This window comes from Bradyrhizobium sp. USDA 4506, assembly GCF_054058795.1.
The window spans coordinates 6,768,208-6,786,945 of sequence record NZ_JBSSBM010000002.1 but is presented as its reverse complement, the minus strand read 5'-3'; the positions used below and the strand labels follow the sequence as shown (position 1 = coordinate 6,786,945).

17 protein-coding genes are annotated in these 18,738 nt (G+C 65.4%); 7 read left to right on the top strand and 10 right to left on the bottom strand.

The features are described 5' to 3' along the window. Nucleotides 1-52: 52 nt before the first annotated feature. Nucleotides 53-1,600: a signal recognition particle protein gene (gene ffh, locus ACVIHF_RS34045; protein WP_456793246.1), complete on the bottom strand. Its 1,548-nt coding sequence runs from the start codon at nt 1,598-1,600 to the stop codon at nt 53-55. A gap of 426 nt (nt 1,601-2,026) precedes the next feature. On the opposite strand from ffh, the gene ACVIHF_RS34040 reads away from it, so the two are divergent. Next, complete coding sequence (locus ACVIHF_RS34040) at nt 2,027-3,091, top strand: MBL fold metallo-hydrolase (RefSeq protein WP_310883402.1); 1,065 nt, start codon at nt 2,027-2,029, stop codon at nt 3,089-3,091. 248 nt (nt 3,092-3,339) lie between these two features. On the opposite strand, the gene ACVIHF_RS34035 is transcribed toward ACVIHF_RS34040, so the two are convergent. Then, nucleotides 3,340-4,080, bottom strand: coding sequence for an SIMPL domain-containing protein (locus tag ACVIHF_RS34035; protein WP_456793245.1), 741 nt, complete (start codon nt 4,078-4,080; stop codon nt 3,340-3,342). 5 nt (nt 4,081-4,085) lie between these two features. Beyond that, nucleotides 4,086-4,796: a GyrI-like domain-containing protein gene (locus ACVIHF_RS34030; protein ID WP_456793244.1), complete on the bottom strand. Its 711-nt coding sequence runs from the start codon at nt 4,794-4,796 to the stop codon at nt 4,086-4,088. Nucleotides 4,797-4,979: 183 nt separating this feature from the next. Here ACVIHF_RS34030 and dapF point away from each other — a divergent pair, with 183 nt between their 5' ends. Then, entirely contained in the window at nt 4,980-5,867 is an 888-nt protein-coding gene (dapF, locus tag ACVIHF_RS34025; protein WP_456793243.1) for a diaminopimelate epimerase, read from the top strand. Between the two features lie 18 nt (nt 5,868-5,885). Next, complete coding sequence (mtaB, locus tag ACVIHF_RS34020; RefSeq protein WP_456793242.1) at nt 5,886-7,160, top strand: tRNA (N(6)-L-threonylcarbamoyladenosine(37)-C(2))-methylthiotransferase MtaB; 1,275 nt, start codon at nt 5,886-5,888, stop codon at nt 7,158-7,160. A gap of 262 nt (nt 7,161-7,422) precedes the next feature. On the opposite strand, the gene ACVIHF_RS34015 is transcribed toward mtaB, so the two are convergent. Together ACVIHF_RS34015 and ACVIHF_RS34010 are read right to left on the bottom strand one after the other, a co-directional pair. After that, complete coding sequence (locus tag ACVIHF_RS34015; RefSeq protein WP_456793241.1) at nt 7,423-8,562, bottom strand: DUF2336 domain-containing protein; 1,140 nt, start codon at nt 8,560-8,562, stop codon at nt 7,423-7,425. A 204-nt stretch (nt 8,563-8,766) separates the two neighbouring features. Then, entirely contained in the window at nt 8,767-9,468 is a 702-nt protein-coding gene (locus tag ACVIHF_RS34010) for an RluA family pseudouridine synthase (protein WP_456793240.1), read from the bottom strand. A 49-nt stretch (nt 9,469-9,517) separates the two neighbouring features. On the opposite strand from ACVIHF_RS34010, the gene ftsY reads away from it, so the two are divergent. Together ftsY and ACVIHF_RS34000 are read left to right on the top strand one after the other, a co-directional pair. Continuing rightward, nucleotides 9,518-10,465 carry a signal recognition particle-docking protein FtsY gene (gene ftsY, locus ACVIHF_RS34005; protein WP_456793239.1) on the top strand — a complete coding sequence of 316 codons (948 nt, stop codon included), beginning with the start codon at nt 9,518-9,520 and terminating at the stop codon, nt 10,463-10,465. A gap of 61 nt (nt 10,466-10,526) precedes the next feature. Further along, nucleotides 10,527-11,129 (top strand): septation protein A, encoded by a 603-nt coding sequence (locus ACVIHF_RS34000; RefSeq protein ID WP_253605468.1) that lies wholly within the window; start codon nt 10,527-10,529, stop codon nt 11,127-11,129. Nucleotides 11,130-11,351: 222 nt separating this feature from the next. On the opposite strand, the gene ACVIHF_RS33995 is transcribed toward ACVIHF_RS34000, so the two are convergent. The 5 genes from ACVIHF_RS33995 to ccmA all read right to left on the bottom strand — a co-directional run bounded on the left by ACVIHF_RS33995 (nt 11,352) and on the right by ccmA (nt 14,257). Beyond that, a complete protein-coding gene (locus tag ACVIHF_RS33995; RefSeq protein ID WP_057020936.1) occupies nt 11,352-11,945 on the bottom strand; it encodes a DsbE family thiol:disulfide interchange protein in 594 nt (197 codons plus the stop codon). Beyond that, on the bottom strand, nt 11,942-12,121 hold the full coding sequence (gene ccmD / locus ACVIHF_RS33990; protein ID WP_304498119.1) for a heme exporter protein CcmD: 180 nt from the start codon (nt 12,119-12,121) through the stop codon (nt 11,942-11,944). The genes ACVIHF_RS33995 and ccmD overlap by 4 nt, the downstream gene beginning before the upstream one ends. Before the next feature lie 4 nt (nt 12,122-12,125). After that, nucleotides 12,126-12,914 carry a heme ABC transporter permease gene (locus tag ACVIHF_RS33985; protein ID WP_456793238.1) on the bottom strand — a complete coding sequence of 263 codons (789 nt, stop codon included), beginning with the start codon at nt 12,912-12,914 and terminating at the stop codon, nt 12,126-12,128. 75 nt (nt 12,915-12,989) lie between these two features. Next, complete coding sequence (gene ccmB, locus ACVIHF_RS33980) at nt 12,990-13,658, bottom strand: heme exporter protein CcmB (RefSeq protein ID WP_168857728.1); 669 nt, start codon at nt 13,656-13,658, stop codon at nt 12,990-12,992. Then, on the bottom strand, nt 13,655-14,257 hold the full coding sequence (gene ccmA, locus ACVIHF_RS33975) for a heme ABC exporter ATP-binding protein CcmA (RefSeq protein ID WP_456793237.1): 603 nt from the start codon (nt 14,255-14,257) through the stop codon (nt 13,655-13,657). Before ccmA ends, ccmB begins: the two co-directional genes overlap by 4 nt. A 240-nt stretch (nt 14,258-14,497) precedes the next feature. On the opposite strand from ccmA, the gene acnA reads away from it, so the two are divergent. Next, nucleotides 14,498-17,218, top strand: coding sequence for an aconitate hydratase AcnA (acnA, locus tag ACVIHF_RS33970; protein WP_253605466.1), 2,721 nt, complete (start codon nt 14,498-14,500; stop codon nt 17,216-17,218). Nucleotides 17,219-17,468: 250 nt separating this feature from the next. Next, the gene (locus tag ACVIHF_RS33965) at nt 17,469-18,230 is read left to right on the top strand and encodes a DUF1223 domain-containing protein (RefSeq protein WP_456793236.1); all 762 of its coding nucleotides are present in this window, start codon (nt 17,469-17,471) and stop codon (nt 18,228-18,230) included. Nucleotides 18,231-18,738: the final 508 nt, after the last annotated feature.

The window sequence follows — 18,738 nt, the reverse complement described above, 5'->3', positions numbered from 1 at the left end:
GATTGGCATTCCGCGTTGCTCCGGCCGTATGCGAGCCGTCGCGACGAATTCCTCATTTCTTCTTGCCCGGGAAGCCGCCGAGGCCCGGCAGCATCGGCTTGCCGGAAAGGCCAGTCAGGCCCGGCACGTTTGGCAAGCCGCCGCGCAGCCCGGCCGGCAAATCCTTCGGCAAGTTGGGCAGACCGCCGCCGGCGCCGCCCTGCATCTTCTCGGCGAGCGCCTTCATCTCCTCGGCCGAGGGCGGCTTCATGCCGCCGCCGAATCCCATCGCCTGCGCGATGCCGGCGAGCGGGCCGCGTTTGCCGCTTCCCATGGCCTTCATCATGTCGGCCATGTTCCGATGTATCTTCAGCAGCTTGTTGACGTGCTCGACGCTCTGGCCAGCACCTGCCGCGATGCGCTTCTTGCGGCTCGCCTTCAGGATGTCCGGGTTCTTGCGCTCCTGCCGCGTCATCGAGTCGATGATCGCGACCTGGCGCTTCAGGATCTTGTCGTCGATGCCGGCCGCCGCGATCTGGTTCTTCATCTTGGAGATGCCGGGCATCATGCCCATCAGGCCGCCGATGCCGCCCATATTGGCCATCTGCTGCAGCTGCTCGCGCATGTCGTTGAGGTCGAACTGACCCTTGCGCATGCGTTCGGCGGTGCGCGCGGCCTTCTCGGCGTCGATATTGGCGGCGGCCTTCTCGACCAGCGAGACCACGTCGCCCATGCCGAGGATGCGGCCGGCGATGCGGTTCGGATGGAAGTCCTCCAGCGCGTCGGTCTTTTCGCCGGTGCCGATCAGCTTGATCGGCTTGCCGGTGACGGCGCGCATCGACAGCGCCGCGCCGCCGCGGCCGTCGCCGTCGACGCGCGTCAGCACGATGCCGGTGAGGCCGACGCGCTCGTCGAACGAGCGCGCGAGGTTGACCGCGTCCTGGCCGGTGAGGCTATCCGCGACCAGCAGCACTTCGTGCGGGTTGGCGGCGGCTTTGATCTCGGCCGCCTCCTTCATCATGTCTTCGTCGAGCGTGGTGCGGCCGGCGGTGTCGAGCAGCACGACGTCGTAGCCGCCGAGCTTGCCGGCCTCCAACGCGCGCCTTGCGATCTGCGGCGGCATCTGGCCGGCGACGATCGGCAGCGTCGGAATGTCGAGGTCGCGGCCGAGCACCGCGAGCTGTTCCATCGCCGCCGGGCGGTAGACGTCGAGCGAGGCCATCAGCACCTTGCGCTTGTCGCGCTGGACCATGCGGCGCGCGAGCTTTGCGGTGGTGGTGGTCTTACCGGAGCCTTGCAGACCGACCATCATGATCGGCACCGGCGGCACGGAGTTGATATCGATGGTCTGGCCGTCGGAGCCGAGCGTGGCGACGAGCTCGTCATGGACGATCTTCACCACCATCTGGCCCGGCGTCACCGACTTGACGACGGTGGCGCCGATCGCCTGCTCGCGGACCCGGTCGATGAAGCTACGGACCACCTCGAGCGCGACGTCGGCCTCGAGCAGCGCGCGGCGCACCTCGCGCATTGCGGCATCGACGTCCTTTTCGGTCAGCGCACCGCGCCCCGTCAGACGATCGAGAATGCCACCAAGCCGTTCCGACAGATTGTCGAACAATGCCGTTGTCCTCTTTTACCTCTCCCCGTCTGCGGGGAGAGGTCGCCACGCACTTGCGCGGCGGGTGAGGGGGTACAGGGCTATCCACACGCACAGTGCGCGGAGAGAGCCCCTCACCCCGACCCTCTCCCCGCAAGAGCGGGGCGAGGGAGAAGGAAATCCAAACACTTTCGCGCCCGAGGGCGCATCGCGCTGTCGGGCGTTGGCCTCTGGCCACCAGGACCAGTCGGCGGGTCGAAAAGACGCAGCTTTCCGAGAAAGTGGCCGCGTTAAACGCCGCCGGGGCGGCAAAGTCAAGGAAAGTTTCGCTGAAATCCGCTCAGCTTGGACAGTAAGGTACTGAAATCACGTCGATTTGCCCTATTGGTTCCGAATTCGCCGCTGCCACCCATATAACCGGAGCCTGCCTCCTATTCCGGAACCCGCGTGCTGATCACCCGCCGCCGCCTTCTTGCAACCTTGACCGGAGCCGCCGCCGCAATCGGCGTGCCCTCGATCTGGATGACTACCATGAAAACCTACGACGGCCCCGTCTCCGATCATTTCGACGGCCTGCACTTCTTCGATCGGGACGGCTCGCCGCCGAAATCGCTTGGTGAGGTGCTGCGCTGGCAGTTCGGGGGCGGCCGGAAGCGCGCGGTCTGGCCGGAATGGGCGCCGAGCCCCCATGCCGATACGCCGCCGCCCCGCGTCGAGGGCGACAAGGTGCGGCTCTGCTTTGTCGGCCATGCCAGCTGGCTGATCCAGACCGCGGGCCTCAACATCCTGTTCGATCCGGTCTGGTCGATGCGTGCCTCACCGTTCAGCTTCGCCGGGCCGAAGCGGCACAACGATCCCGGCATCGCGTTCGAGAAACTGCCCAGGATCGATGTCGTGCTGGTGTCGCACGGCCATTACGACCATCTCGATGTCGCGACGCTGTCGAAACTTGCGGGGGCATTTGGTCCTCGCGTGATCACACCGCTCGGCAACGACGTCACGATGCGCGCATCCGATGCCGCGATCAAAGCCGAGGCCTTCGACTGGCATCAGCGCGTCGAGTTCGGCAATGGCCTTGCCGCGACACTGGTGCCGACGCGGCACTGGTCGGCGCGCGGCCTGTTCGATCGCAACAAGGCGCTGTGGGCGAGTTTTGTTTTGGAGACGCCGGCCGGCAAGCTCTACATCGTCGGCGATTCCGGCTACGGCAACGGGGGGCATTTCCGCCGGGTGGCCGAGGCGCATGGCCCGCTCAGGCTCGCGATACTGCCGATCGGCGCCTATGAGCCGCGCTGGTTCATGCGCGACCAGCACATGAACCCGGAGGATGCGGTGAAGGCGCTGGCCGATTGTGGCGCCGCCCAGGCGCTGGCGCATCACCACGGCACATTCCAGTTGACCGACGAGGCGATCGACGCGCCCGCGATCGCGCTTGGCGAAGCGCTCGACGCGGCGAGCGTGCCGCGCGAGAAGTTTCTGACGTTGAAGCCCGGGCAGGTGTTCGAGATTTAGAGCGATAAGTAGCCCGGATGAAGCGCAGCGTAATCCGGGAAAGTCCATCCGCGGAGAAGTCGGCCCCGGATTGCGCTGCGCTTCATCCGGGCTACGATTTCACCCCCCTTGAAAAGGGGAGGTCGCTTTGCTCGTCAGGGCAAAGCGGGTGGGGATCTGCTCCCTCCACTTGCAGCGGAGCCTGCGGCTGACCCCCATCCCGACCTTCCCCCTTTCAGGGGGGAAGGAGACGAGAGATCTGTAGCCTCTTACTTCTCCTTGATCGCCCAGGAGACGCTGACATTGACCGTCAGTGTTTCCTCGCCTTGCGCCACCGGCGTCGGCGCGGCGAAGCCGGCCGTTGCCATCTTGGGACGGAACACCGGGACCGGCGCCGAGCCGACCTCCGCGATATTCAACGGCGCACCGAGCGTGACGCCGGCGGCCTTGGCGTAGATCTCGGCCTTGCGGCGGGCGTCGGCGATCGCCTTTTCGCGCGCCTCGTCGAGCAGCTTCGAGGCCTGCGACACCGAGAAATTGAGCCCGCCGATATCGTTGGCGCCGGCGCCGACCAGCACGTCGATGACGCTGGCGACCTTGCTTACATCGTGCAGCCTGATCGTGACGCGATTGCTCGCATGGTAGCTGACGATGCTGGGCGGGGCGTTCGGCGACGACGGCCCACGATTGGCGAATTGCGGCTGCAGCGACAGCCGCGAGGTCTGAAAGTCCTTCTCCGCGATCCCGGCGCCCTTCAGCGCGGCCAGCACCTTGCCCATCGTCACATTGTTGGCTTCGGCGGCTTCGCGTGCGGTCTTGGCGTCGGTGGTGACGCCCGCGTCAAGCTGCGCCTGGTCGGGCGGCGCCGACACGGTCGCCTCGCCGGTGACCGAAACCGCCGGCGGAAAGTCGTCATTGGCCAGTACGGGCTCAGCCAGCAGCGTGGTCGCGATCAGGGGGACGGCGAAGGAGAGGCCGAAGGGGAGGCCAAGGAGAAGGCGATGGGTCATCTGGCTCACTTCAGGGGTACGTAGACGTTGATCACAAGCTTGTCCTCCGCGGTCTTCAGCGGATCGGTGATGTATTCCTCGATAAAGGTGTCCTTGGCTTCGAGCTTCTTGTCGTCGAGGTGGTTGGTGATCGCCTCATAGGTGTTGTCCATGTTGTCGTAGGAACCGCGATGGACGAACTTCAGCGCCTTGCCGTCAGGCGAATTGCCCATGCTCATGTTCTTGCCGAGGTTCTTGACGTCCTGATCGACCGGGATCTCGGCGATGAAGGTGAAGCCGGTGTCGTCGGTCGAGGTGTAGACGATCATCGGATTGCCCGCTGCCTTGACGCCGTCCTTGTCGAGCAGCGCGGTGAGCTGCTTGAACGCCTCGATCAGCGCGTCGAAGGCGGAATCCCAATTGGCGGTGCCCTTCAGCATCACGACCTTCTTCGGCTCCAGCGTGAACGGCTCGCCGAAGGGATCGGCGGTCTGCACTGGGGCGGCCGGCGCCGGCGCCGGGGTCTGCGCTGCGGCCGGGCTGTCGGCCGGCGACTTGGTCTCGGCCGGCGGGGGCACCGGCGTCGCCGACGGTGCAGGGGCAGGGGGCGGGCTCGGGCTCGCTGCGGGAGCGGGCGAGGCTGACGGCGACTGGGCAGGGGCCGGGCTTGCCAGTGCGATCGCGGCCAAGGGCAGCAGCGCGACCAGGGCGGCGCGGAGCGTGTTGATACGGTTCATCGGTTTTTCTCCATCCCCTGCCTCGAACGGCCGCTCGATCTGTCCCGGCGCGCGGTCCGCGAGGTGCGATATTCCTAACACGCAAGTTCTGCATTCGTCCCATGACAGATGTGTCATGGGGCCATTCAGGCTGGCTAACTGGCCACCACTCGCCATATAACCGGGCAGAATTTGGGAAAATCGATGAGCGCGCTCGCCAATCACGCATTCGCCAAGATGAACGGCATCGGCAACGAGATCGTCGTCGTCGACCTGCGCGATTCAGCGGCACAAGGTCGGGCACAGGTGTCGGCGGCGGAGGCGCGCGCCGTGGCTTCGCCGTCCGGCGGCGTGCCCTATGACCAGCTGATGGTACTGCAGCCGCCGCGGCTCGACGGCACCGAAGCGTTCATCTCGATCTACAACAATGACGGCTCGGAGGCCGGCGCCTGCGGCAACGGCATGCGTTGCGTGGTGCGGCGGATCTTCGAGAAGACCGGCCAGACATCAGCGACGTTCCAGACCCGCGCCGGCCTGCTCAATTGCTGGCAGGGGCCGGCGCCCGATCTCTACACCGTCGACATGGGCGCGCCGAAGTTCGGCTGGCAGGACATTCCGTTGGCTGAGGAATTCCGTGACACCCGCTACATCGAGCTGCAGGTCGGGCCGATCGACAATCCGGTGCTGCATTCGCCCTCGGTGGTCTCGATGGGCAATCCGCATGCGATCTTCTGGGTCGATGACGTCAATGCCTACGATCTCGAACGTTTCGGGCCGCTGCTGGAAAACCATCCGATCTTTCCGGAGCGCGCCAACATCACCCTCGCCCATATCGTCGATCGCGACCACATCACGATCCGCACCTGGGAACGCGGCGCCGGCCTCACCAGAGCGTGCGGCTCGGCGGCCTGCGCGACGGCGGTTGCGGCGGCGCGGCTGAAGCGTGCCAATCGCAGCGTCGAGATCACACTGCCCGGCGGCAAGCTCGGCATCGAGTGGCGCGAGCGCGACGATCACGTGCTGATGACCGGCACCGCCGATTTCGAGTATGATGGCCGCTTCGATCCGGCGCTGTTCGCCAGCGTCGCTTGATTGGGCGTGAGATCGGTTATGGGCGTCGATGTCGTCACCTTTGGTTGCCGCCTCAATTCCTTCGAATCTGAGGTGATCCGCCGCGAGGCGGAGCAGGCGGGGCTTTCGGACACCATCGTCATCAACAGTTGCGCCGTTACCAACGAGGCGGTGGCGCAGGCGCGGCAATCGATCCGCAAGCTGAAACGCGAACGCCCGCATGCGCGCATCGTCGTCACCGGCTGTGCGGCGCAGACGCAAAGTCGGATGTTCGCCGAGATGGCCGAGGTCGATCGCGTCGTCGGCAATGACGAGAAGATGCGTGGCGACGCCTGGCAGGCGACGCGTGCAGCTTTCGAGGCGCCGTTCGGCATCGATGCGAGCGAGAAGGTCGCGGTCGCCGACATCATGGCGGTGACCGAGATGGCGCCGCATCTGCTCGACGGCTTCGAGCGCGGCCTGCCGCGGGTGTTCGTTCAGGTGCAGAACGGCTGCGATCATCGCTGCACCTTCTGCATCATCCCCTACGGCCGCGGCAATTCGCGCTCGGTGCCGATGGGCGCGGTGGTCGATCAGGTCCGCGCGCTGGTCGAGCGCGGCCATGCCGAGATCGTGCTGACCGGCGTCGATCTCACGAGCTATGGCGCCGACCTGCCCGGCGCGCCGAAACTCGGCCAGTTGACCCGGCAGATCCTGCGCCATGTGCCCGAGCTGAAGCGGCTGCGCATCTCGTCGATCGATTCGATCGAGGCGGATCGCGACCTGCTCGATGTCATCGCCGACGATGCGCGGCTGATGCCGCATCTGCATCTGTCGTTGCAGTCCGGCGACGACATGATCCTGAAGCGGATGAAGCGCCGGCATTCGCGGAAGGACGCGATCGATTTCTGCGCGCGGGTCCGGCGGCTGCGGCCGGACATCGCTCTCGGCGCCGACATCATCGCGGGCTTCCCGACCGAAACTGAAGAAATGTTCGCGCGCTCGCTCGATCTGGTCGCGGAATGCGATCTCACCTTCCTGCACGTGTTTCCCTATTCGAAGCGCCCGGGAACGCCCGCCGCGCGAATGCCGCAAGTTGCCGGCGGGGCTATCAAGGAGCGCGCCAGGCGGCTGCGCGCGGCCGGCGAAGCCGCGCTGTTGCGCCGGCTTGATGCGGAAGTCGGCGCGACGCGCGAGGTGCTGATCGAGAGCGAGCGGCAGGGCCGCACCGAGCACTTCCTGCCGGTCGCGATCGAGAGAGATGGGCCGGGCATGGTGCGCGCGATGACTATCCGCGGCCATGACGGTGCGCGGCTCATTGCATCGGGCTGCTGAGAAAGTTCGCTCCCATTGTCGTCCCGGCGCAGGCCGGGACCCATTACCCCAGATCTCAATTGCTGAGCGACGCTAGGGCCGCGATCTCGCACGGTCACCGAATGCGGTGGTTATGGGTCCCGGCCTGCGCCGGGACGACGAATGTGGGGAGTCGCGCATGGCGCTTCCGGAGCAGCGGATCGCCGGCATTCGCGGGTGATGACACTGAACCAGCTGTTTGACGGGTTGCTCGATACCCATCGCGTCATCGTGCATGACGCACTCAGTGCGTGCGCCCGCCCAGCCTTGCCGGCTGCGACGCGCGAACCTGCCAGAACCGCAGCAGGCGATCGGCGTTTTCGCGGGTCAATTTCGTGAACTGGCTCTTCGCATGGGCGAGTTCGACCGGTCCCATGGAGCCGGTGGTATAGCGACATTCCATTACCGCGGCGGTGGTATCCCAACTCAGGCCTGCCGCCCGGCACGGCACCAGCAGGCCTTCACTGCGCAGGCTTTGCATCAAGGAGCGGATCACCTCGATGTTCGACTGCGCAAGATACGCCAGCGCAACGATGGTCTCTTCATATTTTCGCTGCCTGGCGAAACCGAGCAGTGAGGCTTCGTTGAGCTTGCCGTCGTCCTTCAGCTTCGCGACGTGGTGCTTGGCCGCGGTGAAGTCGCGGACTTGCGACATGTCGCGCTCGACGCCGGCGGCGACCGCTGCGATCGCATGCCGGATTTCTTCGAACAGATAGGGCGGGGCGCGTTCCAGCAGACGGCCGCGAACCTCTTCCGTCGCGCGGCGCAGGAGTTGAAGGCGGAGCTCCGACGGCAGGTCCGCGCGAATGCCGGTCTCGACCGCAAGCACCGGATCGTGCTCGGCTTGCGCGAGGATGACGGCAAATCCGCCCGGCGATACTTTGGCGCCGGGATTGGTGACCAGGCGGTGGCTCACGCTCGCAAAGCGACGCGCCAGAAGCGCGTCAGTGACGACCTCCTTCAGCCACCAGCGACCGGCGACGGCGAGCAGATGCTGCTCGCTCTTGGTCCGTGCGATCTCGACCAAATCGTCCGCGCTGAGCCGCGACGATTCCTGCAGGATCGGCCGCGCGATCCTGATCTCGTCATTGCCGGCGAGACGACGAATGATTGCGGGCGGTGCCTGGGCGACCGGTGCGAGCTGCTCGCTGATGTCGGTGAGCGCCATCCGGGCGCTGATGTCGGCGAGCGCGCGCAACTCGATGGTCTTCACCAGACGCTCGAGCACGTTGTCGAACAGCTCGATCTGTTCGCTGTTGAACTTGCCGGCGGATGCGAGGAAGAGGCTGGTGACGCGCCTTGCCGTGGCCAGGCATTTATCGGCGGAGCCGGCGCGTATCGCAGCCTCGACCTCGTCGACAATTGCTTGTCCATCATTCAGCATTGCTCGTCCTGAGCCGTCGCGGCGCGCTTTTCTAAGCCGCCTTCAGGACTAGCGGATGGGCCTGAATGTTCCGTAAAGGATAATTGTCCGTAAAATCACGGAGGCTAAAGCGCGATGAGGTTGGGCTGGATCGTCATCGCGCTTTAGCTCTTTGTTTGAGCATAATCTTTTCGGAAAACCGCTTCGCACTTTTCCACATCATGCTTAGTCGCCGTTCCAGCCGCAGGCCCTGAGCCGCTCCCGCATGTGTTCGGGTGCCGGCGCGACCACATGCACCGGGTCCTTGTTCCTGGAGATCGGGATGCCGATCTCGCGGGAATGCAGATGCAGGGTCGGCTCACCGAAGCGCGGACCGTTGCCGTAGATATTGTCGCCGACGATCGGCCAGCCCATCGCCGCCGAATGCACCCGCAGCTGATGGGTCCGCCCGGTGATCGGCTCCATCGCGAGCCAGGTGAGGCCGTCGCCACGCCCCAGCACCTTCCAGTTGGTGATCGCCTTCTGGCCATTCGGGTCCGGCTTCTGCCACCAGCCGCGCTCGGCGTTGAGTCGGCCGAGCGGCATGTCGATGGTGCCTTCATCCTCGGCAGGGCCGCCCTCGACCACGGTCCAATAGGTCTTCGAGATCTTGCTGTGCTTGAACAACAGCCCGAGCGAGGCGGTTGCCTTGCGGTGACGTCCCAGGACGAGGCAGCCCGAGGTGTCCTTGTCCAGCCGATGCGCCAGCACCGGCGGCCGCGGCAGGCCGAACCGCAGCGCGTCGAACGAGGCCTCCAGATTGGGGCCGCCCTTGGGACCGCGATGCACCGGAAGGCCGGCCGGCTTGTCGATCACCAGCATCAGCCCGTCGCGGTGGAGCACCCGGCCCAGGATTTCTTCCGCAGTCAATTGGGGAACATCGATCAATTCGTCGAGACTTTCGTTTATGGGCCGAAACGGCTAACACGTCCGCGCCATGAACGATACCACTGCGGGAACTCCAAAACAGAGCTGGTGGCAGCGGCTGAAGGGCGGCCTGAAGCGGACCTCGAGTTCGATCGGGACCGCGGTCGCCGACCTCGTCACCAAGCGCAAGCTCGATTCGGCCATGCTCGATGACATCGAGGATGTGCTGCTGCGCGCCGATCTCGGTACCGATGTCGCGGTCCGCATTGCGGAGGCTGTCGGCAAGGGGCGCTACGATAAGGCGATCTCGGCCGACGAGGTCAAGGACGTCGTCGCGACCGAGGTCGAGAAGGTGCTGTCGCCGGTGGCGAAGCCGCTCGAGATCGATGCCGGCAAGCAGCCGTTCGTCATCCTGGTGGTCGGCGTCAACGGCTCCGGCAAGACCACGACGATCGGCAAGCTGGCCGCGAAATTCTCCGCCGAGGGCCGCAAGGTCATGCTGGCCGCCGGCGACACCTTCCGCGCCGCGGCGATCGAGCAGCTCAAGGTTTGGGGCGAGCGCACCAAGTCGCCGGTGATATCAGGCGCCCAGGGCTCGGATTCGGCGAGCCTTGCCTTCAGCGCGCTGACCGCGGCCAAGGAGCAGGCGCGCGACGTGCTGCTGATCGACACCGCCGGCCGCCTGCAGAACAAGTCCGAGCTGATGAACGAATTGGAAAAGGTCGTGCGCGTCATCAGGAAGGTCGATGCGTCGGCGCCGCACGCGGTGCTGCTCGTGCTCGACGCCACGGTGGGACAAAATGCGTTGTCGCAAGTCGAGGCGTTTCATCGTACGGCAGGCGTCACGGGGCTCGTGATGACCAAGCTTGACGGCACGGCGCGCGGCGGCATCCTTGTCGCGCTGTCGGAGAAGCACAAGCTGCCGGTACATTTCATCGGCGTCGGCGAAGGCGTCGAGGACCTCGCGCCCTTCGCGGCGAAGGATTTTGCCAAGGCAATTGCTGGAATCGAGGCATGACCCCGAAAAGTGGACACCGGTTTTCGGATCGGGTCATGCCTCAAATCAAAGTAGAGAGTTGATGGACAAGACCCAGCCGCATCCGCTGTTCAAGCTGGCGACCGAACTCGGGCCACTGCTCGTGTTCTTTATCGCCAACGCCAAGTACCATCTGTTCGTCGCGACCGGCGCGTTCATGGTGGCGATCGTGGCCGCGATAATCGCATCCTATGTGGTGACCAGGCACGTGCCGATCATGGCGCTGGTGACCGGCGCGATCGTCTTGGTGTTCGGCACGCTGACGCTGGTGCTGCACGACGAGACCTTCATCAAGGTCAAGCCGACCATCATCTACGGGCTGTTCGCGGCCGTGCTCGGCGGCGGGCTGTTGTTCGGCCGGTCCTTCATCGCCATCATGTTCGACCAGGTGTTCAACCTGACGCCGCAGGGCTGGCGCATCCTCACCATGCGCTGGGCGCTGTTCTTCGCCGGCATGGCGGTGCTCAACGAGCTCGTCTGGCGCACGCAGACCACCGATTTCTGGGTGAACTTCAAGGTGTTCGGCGTGACGCCGCTGACCATGATCTTCGCCATCGCCCAGATGCCGCTGACCAAGCGCTATCACCTCGAGCCGGTCTCGCTGGAGGCGAGCGAGGCCGACGCGGGCGACGTGCGGAAGGGGTGATCAGCACTCTGCTCCCTCGCCCCGCTCTCTTGTCCGCCGAAGCCCGCCTTCGGGCGAAGGCGGATGCGGGGAGAGGGTTGGGGTGAGGGGTCTCTCCACGGATAGGCTCGGAGTTTGTTACAAACACCGTCCAAAGTCCCTCACCCGAAATTCCTGCTTCGCGCGAATTTCGACCTCTCCCCGTAAAGGACGGGGAGAGGGAGGGCCAATAAGCCGCTGTCGCTAGCTGCCCGCCGCGAGCGCCTTCTCGATCTCGGCCTTGAGCACGCGGTTGACGTTGTCCGGCGTCACCGGGCCGACCAGCTTGTAGACGATGGTACCCTCGCGCCCGACTAGGAAGGTCTCGGGCACGCCATAAACGCCCCATTCGATCGAGGCGCGGCCGTTGCCGTCGACGCCGACGATGCCGAATGGATTGCCGTAGCGGCCGAGGAAGCGCCGGGCATTCTCGGGCGAGTCCTTGTAGTTGATGCCGATGATCTGGAAGCGCTTGTCCTTGCCGAGCTCGGTCAGCAGCGGCGCCTCGTCGTGGCAGGGCACGCACCACGACGCCCAGACATTGACGACCGAGACCTTGCCCTTGAAGGCGGCGGGATCGAGACCGGGGACAGGCGCGCCGTCCCGCACCAGGCCGTCGAGCGCGGGCAGCGCGGTCTGCGGCGCCGGCCGGCCGATCAGCGCCGACGGGATTTTCGAGGGATCGCCGCCATAGAGCCGCAGCAGGAACAGCCCGGCGAGGCCGAGGAAGATCAGCAGCGGCAGCACCACCAGCAGGCGGCGGGCTTGCGGCGGGCTGTTGGTTGCTTGATCGCTCATCTTATATCCGCCGCGCTGCGGCCGGAGCGACGCGTCACGCCGCTGGCCTCGATCTCCCGAAGACGCGACTGTTGCCGGCGATAGTCGGCGATGATCCAGACGATCAGCAGCAGCACGACCGCCGCGACCAGCGCGTAGGACGTTACGATGAAGGAGGCGTAGGGACCAAGCGCCATCGTGTCACGCCGCTCCAATTTCGTTTGACGCGGTTGCTTGCGAACCGCCGCCCGCCTCGCTCGTGAACGAGACGCGGCTCGCCTGCATCATCTGCAGGCTGCGCACGCGCCGGCGCAGGATCTCGTTGCGCATCGCCGCCAGATGCAAGGTGATGAACAGCAGCGAAAACGCGATCGCCATCACCAGCAGCGGCCACAGGAACGCCTTGTCGAGCGTCGACCCGCCGGCGCGAAACACCGAGGCCGGCTGATGCAGCGTGTTCCACCAGTCGACCGAGAACTTGATGATCGGGATGTTGATCGCGCCTACCAAGGTCAGCACCGCCGCCGCCCTTGCCGCGCGCGACGGGTCCTCCACCGCGCGCCACAGCGCCATCAGGCCGAGATACATCAGGAACAGGATCAAGACCGAGGTCAGGCGCGCATCCCACTCCCAATAGGTGCCCCACATCGGCCGGCCCCACAGCGACCCGGTGACGAGCGCCAGAAAGGTGAAGGCGGCGCCGATCGGAGCGGCAGCTTTCGCGGCGACGTCGGCGAGCGGATGCCGCCACACCAGGGTGCCGAGCGCGGCCACGCTCATGACGCCCCAGACGAACATCGACAGCCACGCATTCGGCACGTGGATGAACATGATCTTCACCGTGGCGCCCTGCTGGTAGTCGTCGGGCGCCATCGCCGACTGGTAGAGCCCGATCGCGAGCAGGATCGCGGTCACGCCCGCGAGCCACGGCAGAATGCGCGCGGTCAGCGCCAGAAACTTGGTCGGGTTGGCGAGGTCGGTCAGCGTCATGGCACCCTGATAGTCGTCCGATGTGTCGCAGGCAATCGGCCGATTTCCTCCCGGCGAGATTTGATCGGGCTCATTTCAGTCCAGCCCGTGCCGCAGGCTCGCGGCGGCGGCAAAGGGGCCGATCACGAGGCTGGCAAGTGACAGCGCGCAGAGGATCGAGAATGGTGTTCCAAAGGGCAGGGGGCCCGATATCGCCGCCTGCGAGGCCGCAACCCCGAAGATCAGCACCGGGATCGACAGCGGCAGCACCAGCACCGCCAGCAATAGCCCGCCGCGATGCAGCGTCACCGCCAGGGCCGCGCCGATCATGCCGGTGAAGGTCAGCGCCGGTGTTCCCGCCAGCAGCGTCGCGGCGACCGCGAGCGTCGCCGTCCCGTCGAGATTGAGCAGCAGGCCGAGCACGGGGGTTGCGATGATCAGCGGCAGGCCGGCGGCGAGCCAATGCGCCAGCGCCTTGGCGGCGCAGGCGAGTTCCAGCGGCGTCCGGCTCATCACGATGAGGTCGAGCGAGCCGTCCTCGTGGTCGGCCGTGAACAGCCGGTCGAGCGTGAGCAGGCTCGCCAGCAACGCGCCGAGCCAGAGGATGGCGGGGCCGAGCCGCGACAGCAGCGCGAGATCCGGTCCGACCGCGAACGGCATCAGCACCGTGACGGTGAGGAAGAACAGCACGCCGATCAGCGCACCGCCGCCGACGCGCAGCGCGATGCGGATGTCGCGCCGGATCAAGGCGCCAAGCGCGCTCATGCCGCGCCTCCCATCCGCAGATCGCGCGCGTCGATGCCGAGCGGCAGGTGCGTCGCCGCGACGATCAGGCCGCCCTGTGCGAGATGGTCACGCATCAGCCCGACGAACAGCGCCTGTCCGGCCGCATCGAGCGCCGATGTCGGCTCGTCCAGCAGCCACACCGGCCGCCGCACCGAGAGCAGGCGCGCGATCGACAGGCGGCGGCGCTGGCCGGCGGAAAGATAGGCCGCCGGCAGGTGCGCGGCGTGGTCGAGCGCCACGGCGGCAAGGCACTGCCCGGCATCCTTGGTCTCGCCGCCGAGAAATTCCCGCCAGAAGGACAGATTTTCCGCAACGCTCAGCGCCGGCTTCAGGGCGTCGCGGTGGCCGAGATAGTGGGCCTGCTCAGGCAGGCTGAGCTCGGCGTCGCCGCCTTCGAGCGCGACCACACCCTCGGCGGGAACCAATAGCCCGGCGAGGACGCGCAGCAGCGAGGTCTTGCCGGCGCCATTGGGGCCGGTGATGGCGAGTGTCTCGCCTGACGTGGCCGACAGATCGAGGCCGGAAAACACCTCGCGTCCGCCGCGCACGCATTTCAGATTTCGTCCCGAGAGCCGCATGGTTCGTCTTGTCACAGCCCTCTGAAATCTTTCGCTACCGCGTGAGAATTTTTGGGTCGCGCAACGCTGTCGCACGCTTGTCGGTGTGGCGGCGCTTCTAGAAAGGTTCTATAAGCCCGGAACTTGATGCAGCACACACAATCGGCGGCCGCAACCCACCCCAGGCCATCCCTTGGCCAGTGTCGATCGCCGGTGTTTAGTTACCCTTGCCGGGTATAACTGAGAATTGGGATTCCTCGCATGACCTCGCTCGACAGCTTCAAATGCCGCAAGACCCTGAAGGTCGGCGGCAAGTCCTACGTCTATTACAGCCTGCCCCAGGCAGAGAAGAACGGACTGAAGGGGATTTCGAAGCTGCCGTATTCGATGAAGGTTCTGCTGGAGAACCTGCTGCGCAACGAGGACGGCCGCACCGTCAAGAAGGAAGACATCGTTGCCGTGTCGAAGTGGCTGAAGAAGCGCCAGCTCGAGCACGAAATCGCGTTCCGCCCGGCGCGCGTCCTGATGCAGGATTTCACCGGCGTGCCGGCCGTGGTCGACCTCGCGGCGATGCGCAACGCGATGCAGAACCTCGGCGGCGATGCCGAGAAGATCAACCCGCTGGTGCCGGTCGATCTCGTCATCGACCACTCGGTGATCGTCAACTTCTTCGGTGACAACAAGGCGTTCGCGAAGAACGTCACCGAGGAATACAAGCAGAACCAGGAGCGATACGAGTTCCTGAAGTGGGGCCAGAAGGCGTTCTCGAACTTCTCGGTGGTGCCGCCCGGCACCGGCATCTGCCACCAGGTCAATCTCGAATATCTCGCGCAGACGGTGTGGACCAAGAAGGAGAAGATGACGGTCGGCCGGAAGACCGGCACCTTCGAGGTCGCCTATCCTGACTCGCTGGTCGGCACCGACTCGCACACCACGATGGTCAACGGCCTCGCCGTGCTCGGCTGGGGCGTCGGCGGCATCGAGGCGGAGGCCTGCATGCTCGGCCAGCCGCTGTCGATGCTGCTGCCCGAAGTGGTCGGCTTCAAGCTCAAGGGCCAGCTCAAGGAAGGCGTGACCGCCACCGACCTCGTGCTGACCGTCACCCAGATGCTGCGCAAGCTCGGCGTGGTCGGCAAGTTCGTCGAGTTCTTCGGCCCGGGCCTCGACTATCTCTCGGTCGCGGACAAGGCGACCATCGGCAACATGGCGCCCGAATATGGCGCGACCTGCGGCTTCTTCCCGGTCGACGCCGCGACCATCGATTACCTGAAGACCTCGGGCCGCAAGGCCGATCGCGTCAAGCTGGTGCAGTCCTACGCCAAGGCGCAGGGCCTGTTCCGTACCGCCAAGTCGACTGACCCGGTGTTCACCACCACGCTGACGCTCGACCTCGGCGACGTCGTGCCGTCGATGGCCGGACCGAAGCGCCCCGAAGGCCGCATCGCGCTGCCGGCGGTGTCGACCGGTTTCGCGACCGCGCTGGTCGGCGAATACAAGAAGCCCGAGGGCGAGCAGAAGCGTTATGCGGTCGAGGGCCGTGACTTCGATCTCGGCCATGGCGACGTCGTGATCGCGGCGATCACCTCCTGCACCAACACCTCGAATCCGAGCGTGCTGATCGGTGCCGGCCTGCTGGCGCGCAAGGCGGCCGCCAAGGGCCTCAAGGCCAAGCCGTGGGTGAAGACCTCGCTCGCGCCGGGCAGCCAGGTGGTGGCGGAGTATCTCGCCAATTCCGGCCTGCAGGCCGATCTCGACAAGGTCGGCTTCAACCTGGTCGGCTTCGGCTGCACGACCTGCATCGGCAATTCCGGCCCGCTGCCGGAAGACATCTCGAAGTCGATCAATGAAAACGGCATCGTCGCCGCCGCCGTGCTGTCGGGCAACCGCAACTTCGAAGGCCGCGTCTCGCCCGACGTGCAGGCGAACTACCTCGCCTCGCCGCCGCTCGTCGTCGCGCATGCGCTCGCCGGCACCGTGACCAAGGATCTCGCGGTTGAGCCGCTCGGCATCGGCAAGGACGGCAAGCCGGTGTTCCTCAAGGACATCTGGCCGACCGCCAAGGAGATCAACGCCTTCATGAAGAAGTACGTCACCGCGACGATCTTCAAGAAGAAGTACGCCGACGTGTTCAAGGGCGATACCAACTGGCGCAAGATCAAGACCACGGAAAGCGAGACCTATCGCTGGAACATGAGCTCGACCTATGTGCAGAACCCGCCCTATTTCGAAGGCATGAAGAAGCAGCCCGATCCGGTCACGGACGTGGTCGACGCGCGGATCCTCGCGATGTTCGGCGACAAGATCACCACCGACCACATCTCGCCGGCCGGTTCGATCAAGCTGACCTCGCCCGCCGGCAAGTTCCTCAGCGAGCACCAGGTGCGCCCCGCCGACTTCAACCAGTACGGCACGCGGCGCGGCAACCATGAAGTGATGATGCGCGGCACCTTCGCCAACATCCGCATCAAGAACTTCATGCTGAAGGGCGCGGACGGCAATATTCCGGAAGGCGGTTTGACCAGGCACTGGCCCGACGGCGAGCAGATGTCGATCTACGACGCCGCGATGAAGTACCAGCAGGAGAGCGTGCCGCTGGTGGTGTTCGCCGGCGCCGAATACGGCAACGGCTCGTCGCGCGACTGGGCCGCGAAGGGCACGCGCCTGCTCGGCGTGCGCGCGGTGATCTGCCAGAGCTTCGAGCGCATCCATCGCTCCAACCTGGTCGGCATGGGCGTGCTTCCGCTCACCTTCCAGGACGGCACCTCGTGGTCCTCGCTCGGCCTCAAGGGCGACGAGAAGGTCACGATCCGCGGGCTGCAGGGCGACCTGAAGCCGCGCCAGACGCTAACGGCCGAGATCGTCTCCGCTGACGGCGGCAAAAAGGATGTCCCGCTGCTCTGCCGCATCGATACGCTGGACGAGCTCGACTACTATCGCAACGGCGGCATCCTGCATTATGTGCTGCGCAAACTGGCGGCCTAAGGCCCCTTCGTTTGAGCATGATCTCCGCGCAAACGCCCCGCGTTTGTCGCGGGGAAAACCGCTTCACACTTTTCCGGGCCATGCTCCAACGCGGATTTGTGATCGGTGCCTCACTGCTTAGTGAGTAGCGGCTAAAAAGAAGGCGGCCTATGAAAAGGCCGCTTTCTCGCGTTTTGGGGCACGCAAGTTCAGGGACAGACTTCATGCTCCGTACAATTACGGATGGAAATCATCACGACTGGTTCGCAGTATGACAGCGATGATGGCCTATAACTGTATCTCGCGATGGTCGAGCGCCCTTGGTATCTGCGCAATCGTCGCGATCATCCGCCCCGCCCACGCCGATCCGCGTGCTGTCGTCGAACTCTTCACCTCGCAGGGATGCTCGTCCTGTCCGCCCGCGGACAAGATCATCGGTGACCTCGCGAAGGACCCCAACGTAATCGCGCTGAGCATGCCGATCGACTATTGGGACTATCTCGGCTGGAAGGATACGCTGGCCGATTCCCGTTTCAGCGCGCGCCAGAAGGCCTATTCGCATGTGCGCGGCGACCGCGACGTCTACACGCCGCAGGCCGTGATCAATGGCTCCGCGCATGTGATCGGCAGCGATCGCGCCAGTATCGAGGACGCCATCAAGAGCACCGAAAGGAGCGGCAGCGTGATGTCGGTGCCCGTGACGATGACGCTGAGCGGCAAGCAGATCAACGTGTCGGTCGCCGCATCGAAGTCGCCGGCCGTGTCGCGCGGCGAGGTCTGGATCTGCTCGATCTCGAAGTCGGTGCCGATCTCGATCGCGCGCGGCGAGAACCGCGGCCGCGAGATCACCTACCACAACGTGGTGCGCAATCTCCTCAAGGTCGGTGACTGGAACGGTTCGTCCGGGAGCTGGACCGTGCCGCTGGAGAACATCACGCGTGACGGTGTCGATGCTGCGGCGGTGTACGTCCAGGACGGTAACCGCGACAAGCCGGGCCCGATGCTCGGCGCTGCCTTCACCTCGCTTCACTAGAGCCTTGCTGCGGTAAGGCGCGATGCGCCGGCTTCCGCCCGTGGCGCGCCGTTGGACCGCACGCATGTTGTCGTGCAGCCGCGCATGGCGACGAACCTGCATTCGGTGATCTGCCGAAAGGAAGGCGCCGGGGCTAGGCGCGCGCGTCTCGCTTGCGCAGGCCCCAAAACAAAAAGGACCAACTTTCGTTGGCCCAGTGTTGGGATTTGACTCCCCTGCGAACAGGCCCGATCCCGACGGCCCCGGGGGGCTGGGGGCTGAGGAATCCGGAACCGAAAGGACCGGGCCAACGCAGGATTTCCTTTTCGCAGGGCAGCGGGGCGGGCGATGGGCGGAAGTGGGGCAGCAATATGATTCCGCTAACGTTCCCGTGACTCTGCGGTTTTCCGGACAATCCGCCGCGTGCGGCGGTGGTTAAGGCCCGGTTGCATTGCGATTGGCCCCTTGCGGGCCCCCTCGCTTAGCGCGATCATGTCACTCTCGTGACGATCCCGGAGAGGGGCCTTCG